7 protein-coding genes and 1 pseudogene are annotated in these 6,169 nt (G+C 68.0%); 5 read left to right on the top strand and 3 right to left on the bottom strand.

The window, feature by feature from the left end:
- Positions 1–123 (top strand): annotated as a pseudogene (locus IEY31_RS18275) (IS5/IS1182 family transposase); the annotation flags it as partial.
- A gap of 15 nt (positions 124–138) precedes the next feature.
- Here IEY31_RS18275 and IEY31_RS18270 read toward each other — a convergent pair.
- From IEY31_RS18270 to IEY31_RS18260, 3 genes are all read right to left on the bottom strand, one after another.
- Positions 139–438, bottom strand: coding sequence for a hypothetical protein (locus tag IEY31_RS18270; RefSeq protein ID WP_229723770.1), 300 nt, complete (start codon positions 436–438; stop codon positions 139–141).
- 215 nt (positions 439–653) lie between these two features.
- On the bottom strand, positions 654–1,832 hold the full coding sequence (locus IEY31_RS18265; protein WP_188974382.1) for a zinc-dependent alcohol dehydrogenase: 1,179 nt from the start codon (positions 1,830–1,832) through the stop codon (positions 654–656).
- Positions 1,829–2,581, bottom strand: a complete 753-nt coding sequence (locus IEY31_RS18260; protein WP_229723769.1) for an SRPBCC family protein — start codon at positions 2,579–2,581, stop codon at positions 1,829–1,831. Before IEY31_RS18260 ends, IEY31_RS18265 begins: the two co-directional genes overlap by 4 nt.
- 305 nt (positions 2,582–2,886) lie before the next feature.
- Here IEY31_RS18260 and IEY31_RS18255 point away from each other — a divergent pair, with 305 nt between their 5' ends.
- The 4 genes from IEY31_RS18255 to IEY31_RS18245 form a co-directional block, all read left to right on the top strand.
- Positions 2,887–3,420, top strand: a complete 534-nt coding sequence (locus tag IEY31_RS18255; RefSeq protein WP_188974381.1) for a CueP family metal-binding protein — start codon at positions 2,887–2,889, stop codon at positions 3,418–3,420.
- A gap of 464 nt (positions 3,421–3,884) precedes the next feature.
- Positions 3,885–4,067 (top strand): hypothetical protein, encoded by a 183-nt coding sequence (locus tag IEY31_RS18850; RefSeq protein ID WP_229723768.1) that lies wholly within the window; start codon positions 3,885–3,887, stop codon positions 4,065–4,067.
- Between the two features lie 27 nt (positions 4,068–4,094).
- The gene (locus IEY31_RS18250; protein ID WP_229723767.1) at positions 4,095–5,858 is read left to right on the top strand and encodes a copper-translocating P-type ATPase; all 1,764 of its coding nucleotides are present in this window, start codon (positions 4,095–4,097) and stop codon (positions 5,856–5,858) included.
- Positions 5,859–5,973: 115 nt separating this feature from the next.
- Positions 5,974–6,169: four-helix bundle copper-binding protein (locus IEY31_RS18245; RefSeq protein WP_188974295.1), on the top strand; the 196-nt coding region annotated here is incomplete at its 3' end.

Raw genomic sequence — 6,169 nt, 5'->3', positions numbered from 1 at the left:
TGGTTATCACGCTTTCGTCGCCTGGGACGAGATTTGGAACGCCTTTCTTCCACTCTTATCGGCTTTCATTTCGTCGCCGCTTGCGTTCTCATGTTGGCGAAAATCAGGCCCTTTCTTGGGTAGGGTTCTTGGCAGCCTCTAGGAGCCCCCAGACGGCGGTTCATCGGCGGCCAGGCCGCCCGCATCCACCCAGGCGCCTGCCGGAGTGCCGGTGGCCCTGGCCGTGACGTGCTGGCGCAGCGGCCCCATCAGGTCCGACAGATGTACCCGGGTGACCCCGAGAATGACGCTGCCCCGGAGGTACAGCGGCCCGACACTGTGGACATCAGCCTGCTGCACGTCCCTCAGCAGCACGGTGAAGGTGCGGCCTCCCTTCTCGAAGCGCACCCGGTCCTGGGTGCCCGGCACCCAGCGCAGGGTCACGGTTGACGTTGGCATCGTAAAACCTCCAGTTTCAGCACGGCGATCGGGCCAGGTATGCAGCCCTGACCTGTGTGGCCTGGCGGGCAGTGCGCCGTCCCTGGCCGCACGCGCACCGCCCGATCAGCTCTGCGCCGCTGCAGCGTGCCTCACCCTGCACCCTAACGCAAGACAGGCCCCGTGTCCTGGGGGCCTGCTGCGCGGTGGGGAGTACGCGGCTCTCCTGAGAGGGTTCAGGTCCAGGGATCCAGGACCACCTTGATGCAGCCATCGTGCTTGTCGCGGAAGGTCTTGTACAGTTCTGGCCCCTGTGACAGCGGCGCGCGGTGGGTGATCACGAAGCTAGGATCAATCTCGCCCTGCTGAATGCGCTCCAGCAGCGGGCGGACGTAGCGGTGGGTGTGCGTCTGGCCCATCTTGAGGGTCAATCCCTTGCTGAACGCCGCGCCCAGCGGCAGCTTGTCCACCAGCCCGCCGTACACGCCCGGCATGCTGACCGTGCCGCCCTTGGCGCAGCTCAGGATGGCCCAGCGCAGCGCGGTGATGCGGTCAAAGCTCAGCCGCAGCTTCTGCTCGGCCGTGTCCAGCAGCGCGCCGGGGCCGTGGCCATGGGCCTCGAGGCCCACCGCGTCGATCACGTGGTCCGGGCCGCGCCCGCCAGTCGCCTCGCGCAGGGCCACCAGCACGTCAGTCTGCTCGTAGTTGATGGTCCGGGCGCCCGCCGCCTCGGCCAGGCGCAGGCGCTCAGTCACGCGGTCCACCACGATCACCTCGGCGGCGCCGAGCATCTGGGCGCTGCGTAACGCAAATTGACCGACTGGCCCCGCCCCGAACACAGCCACCACGTCGCGGCCCGGCACGATGCCGCAGTTCTCGGCGGCCTGAAAGCCCGTGGGGAAGATGTCGGTCAGGAACAGCACAGAATCGTCGCGCAGGTCCGACTCGATGGCAAAACAGCTCACGTCCGCGAACGGCACGCGCACGAACTGGGCCTGACCGCCGGCGTAGCCGCCGAACAGGTGCGAGTACCCGAACAGGCCGCTGGCACTGGTGGCGCCGTACAGGGCCTCGGCCATGCGGTGGTTGGGGTTGGAATTGTCGCAGGCGCTGAACAGCCCACGCCGGCACGGATCGCACACGCCGCAGGCCAGGTTGAACGGCATAATCACCCGCTCGCCCACCCGCACCCGCTTCACGTCCGCGCCGACCTCCACCACCTCGCCCATGAATTCGTGGCCGAGGATGTCCCCCTTTTCCATGCTGGGAATAAAACCGTCAAGCAGGTGCAGGTCCGAGCCGCAGATCGCAGTGGAGGTCACGCGCACGATGGCGTCGGTGGGCAGCAGCAGCGTGGGGTCCGGGACGGTCTCGACGCCCACGTGGTTGGTGCCCTGCCAGATGATGGCATTCATGCCTTGCCTCCCCTGCTGGCCCGTCCGCTGCTCTGGCCCTCAGTGGTTGGGTGGTAGCCCAGTTCCTGCTCCCGCTTGAAACGCATCAGATCGTCGCGCAGCTGCTGCGACGGCTCCTGCCCGGCGATGCGGGCGACCACGGCCCCCACGGAGCCGCCCAGCGGGCGGTAATTCAGGTGCACGGCCACCTCCGTGCCGCGGTCCCCCGGCGCGGCACGGAACAGCACCTCGCCGCTGTTCTCCACCTGCGCGCCGGGCAGCGACTGCCATGCGATGCGCCGGCCCGGCTCGTCGGCGGTCAGTTCGGCCTCCCAGCTCACCTCGCCGCCCGAATAACCCGCGGGGGCCTTGACCGTCCAGCGGGACCGGCGCTCGTCCAGCACCTCCACCCGTTCCAGATGCTTCATCAGGCTGGGCAGATTCTCCAGCTTGCGCCACACGGCGTACAGCCCGTCGGCGGACTTCCCGATGGTCACGGCCTCACTGACCAGCACGTGACCGTCGCCGTCCTGCTGAATCTTGAGCGCCGTGGCCAGCGGGCTGCGGCCCCGCACGGCCAGCGCTGTGAGCCCGGCCCCCAGGCCGCCGATCAGCAGCTTCTGAAAGGGTGAGCCTGAACGCAGGCCGGCCGTCAGCAGGAACGCCCCGGCGGCCCCGAACATCGCGCGTTCCGCGCCCGGCATCGTGGCCCCGGTGCTTGCGTGGTCCGGAGCAGTCACTGGACCCTGCCCAGCCTTCCCGGAAGTCATGGCCCATCTCCTGTGTGGGTGGTCTGCATCTGTCTATTTGTGGGGAGCACCTGCGCCGCAAGGGTGCCTGGACCACCAGCTCATGGGCCCGTCAAGAAACGCTCAAGGGGACGTGATGGGCGGTCTCATGGCCCGGTGACACGTGTGGACAGGCGGGTGCGCTGCACAGCGTGAGCGGTGGAGGTGGTGGGTTCAGAGGTCTACTGCGGGTTCGGCAACCGACACTGCGGTGGGCTGGGAGGGCCACGTTACGCTCCCCCTTGCACTTAACGAACGCTGAACGGGCAACCGCTAAGGTCAGGGGCATGAGGCCTCCTCCAGCAACCGTGTTTTTTATCCTGGCCAGTGCAGCCTGGCTGGCCGCCGCGCAATCGGCCACGCCCAGCGCCGCCCAGCTCCGGGGTCTGACGCCCCAGCAGGCGCTGGCACAGGCGAACCAGTGGCGCAGCGCGGGCGGCCTGCAAAGTTACCTCACCAGCGACGCCGTGATGTTCGAGTTTCCCGGTGGAAAGCGGAGCCGGGTGGCCCTGGCGCGACAGCAGATGGTGGTGGCCGTGGCGCCGTACGTGAACCAGACCCATTCTTGCAAAACGCATTTCATGTCCGGCTGCCAGGGCGAACTGGTGAACACGCCCGTCCGCGTCCTGGTCAGGAATCAGGCGGGCAAAACCGTGCTGGACAGGCGCATGAGGACCCTGCCCAACGGCTTTGTGGAGTTGTGGCTGGACCGCAACCAGACCTACCGGGTGTCCCTGACATCGGGCGGGAAGGCCGCTGCGGGGACGCTGACCACCCACGCGGGCAGTGATACCTGCGTCACCACGCTGCGGTTGCAGTAGGCGGACGCCGCGGGGCTGGACACATCCAGACACTCAGCCCTGCAACGTGAGGCCCACGCCTGTGGAGGTTCCCCCATGACTCAGCACCAGCACCCTGCAAAGACACCCGGCCGCGTTCTCGAAGTGGAGCTCAGGAACTGTTTCGATGCGGGCGAGTACGCAGGCCTGCAGCACACGCTGCTCCATGTTCCCGGCATCCAGCAGGCCCACCTGGACCGGACACGTGGCGTGGCGCACGTGCATTACGATCCTGCCGTCATCACCGGGAAAGCCATCGAGGGACGCCTTCAGGCAGCGGGCTACGCCTGTGCCTGCCACGACTGTGCGCCGTCTGCCGTCCAGCCCGGTCATCCGGCGGGGCCAGCCGCACGGCGGGGCCAGCCGCACCGGACCACGCCCAGCACGGTGACATCCACGCCGGACACGACGAACATGCGGGCCACGACGAGGCGATGGTGGCCGACATGCTGCGCCGCTTCGTCGTCTCGCTGGTTCTGACCCTCCCCATCATCCTGTTCTCCCCGATTGGCGAGGCCCTGGGCTTCCGGGCCGCGCCGCCGTTCGGGCTGGACATGGCCTGGTTCGGGCTGATTCTGGCAACGCCGGTGGTGTGGTGGGGCGGCTGGCCGTTCATCTCCGCCGCGTGACGGGCGCTGCGGCGAGGCGAGGCCAACATGATGACCCTGATCGCCCTGGGCATCCTGGTCTCCTACATCTACTCGGTGTGGGCCACGGTGGCTCTGGGATCACAGGACGTCTTTTTCGAGGCCGCCGCCATGCTCACCACCTTCTCGCTGATCGGCCACTGGCTGGAGATGCGCTCGCGCTTTGCCACCGGACGCGCCGTGGAAGCCCTGCTGAAACTGGCGCCCGACACCGCCCGCGTGGTCCGGGACGGTCAGGAAGTGGAAGTGCCGCTGTCGCAGGTTGTGGTGGGCGACGTCCTGGCCGTGCGGCCGGGGGACCGCGTGCCGGTGGACGGCGAGGTCACGTCGGGGCGGAGCCACGTGGACGAGAGCATGATCAGCGGTGAGCCGCTGCCGGTGGGCAAGGCGGCGGGAGACCACGTGACGGGCAGCACGGTCAACCAGACCGGAGCCTTCCAGATGCGCGCCACCGCCGTCGGGGCAGATACGGCCCTGAGCCGGATCGTGTCGCTGGTACAAAACGCCCAGGCCAGCAAAGCGCCCGCCCAGCGCCTGGCCGACACGGCGGGCAAATACCTGGTGTTCGTCGCCATCGGCAGCGGCCTGCTGGCCTTCATCGTCTGGACCCTGCTGGGCCAGAGCGTGGTCTTTGCGCTGACGGCGGCAGTGTCGGCGATCGTGATCGCCTGTCCGGATGCGCTCGCCCTGGCCACGCCCACCGCCATCACCGTGGGCGTGGGCCGGGGGGCCAGGGAAGGGGTGCTGTTCAAGAACGCGGGCGCGCTGGATGCCACGGCCGGCATCGACACGGTGGTGTTCGACAACACCGGCACGCTGACCGAGGGCAGGCCCGCCCTGACCGACGTGTGGCCGTCGGGCGGCGTGAGTGAGGAGGAGGTGCTGCGGCTGGCCGCCTCTGCCGATCAGCCGTCTCAACATCCGCTGGCGGCGGCCATCGTCGCTGGGGCGAGGGAACGGGGCATAGCGCTGAGCGAGGCAAAGGATTTCGACTCGGTGCCGGGCCAGGGCGTGACGGCACGGGTAGAAGGCCGACTCATCCTGATCGGCAACCGCAAACTGATGGACGGGGTGAACGTGGCGCTCGGGATTCTGATTCAAGAGGCTGAGACCCTGGCGGCAGACGGCAAGACCCCCATGTTTGTTGACGCGGATGGTCAGCCTGTGGGCGTCGTAGCGGTGGCCGACCGGGTCCGGCCCTCGGCAAGGGTGGCCGTGCAGGCCTTACATGACCTGGGCATCGAGACCGTCATGCTGACGGGTGACCATGCCCGCACAGCAGGAGCAGTAGCCCGCGAACTGGGCCTGGATACGGTGATTGCCAATGTGCTGCCCGACGAGAAGCTGGCCCGCGTCATGGCGTTGCAGAAGGGTGGGCGCAAGGTGGCCATGATCGGCGACGGCGTCAACGACGCCCCGGCCCTGGCACAGGCGGATGTGGGCATTGCCATTGGCGCGGGAACAGACGTGGCGGTAGAGACGGCGGATGTGGTGCTGGTCCGCAGCGATCCGGCCAGTGTGGCCGGGGCCATCACGCTGGCCCGGCAGGTGCGCAGCAAGATCAGACAGAACCTGTTCTGGGCCGCCGGGTACAACCTGCTGGCCATTCCCTTCGCCGCCGGGGTGCTGTATCCCTCGCTGGGCGTCCTGCTGCGCCCGGAGTGGGCCGCGCTGCTGATGAGCGCCAGCACCGTGATCGTCACCGTGAATGCGCTCTCGCTGAACCGCCTGCCGCTCGCAATGCCCGCACCCGTCCAGACCGCGCCGTCTTGAGCCAGCGTTAGGAGAGCGCGGCGCTTTACACCGGCTTAACACACTTTCTCCTACGATGCTGGGTGAACCGTTCGCGAACAGTCCCTGCCCGACTTCATTCTCCGGAGGTATCCCCATGACCCAGAACGCTGGTTCCGCCATCACCCGCATGCTGCAGACCCACCCGCAACTCGGCCAGTCCCCCTTCGACATGAACGCCCTGACCACCTGCATCGAGGCCTGCTTCGAGTGTGCCCAGGTGTGCACTTCCTGCGCCGACGCCTGCCTAGGCGAGACCGAACACGCCGGGCACCTGACCCACTGCATCCGCC

The sequence above is a fragment of the Deinococcus aerolatus genome, assembly GCF_014647055.1.
In the GTDB taxonomy this organism is placed as follows: Bacteria; Deinococcota; Deinococci; order Deinococcales; family Deinococcaceae; genus Deinococcus; species Deinococcus aerolatus.
The sequence above is the reverse complement of the archived record's forward strand: the minus strand, read 5'-3'. Positions and strand labels throughout refer to the sequence as shown.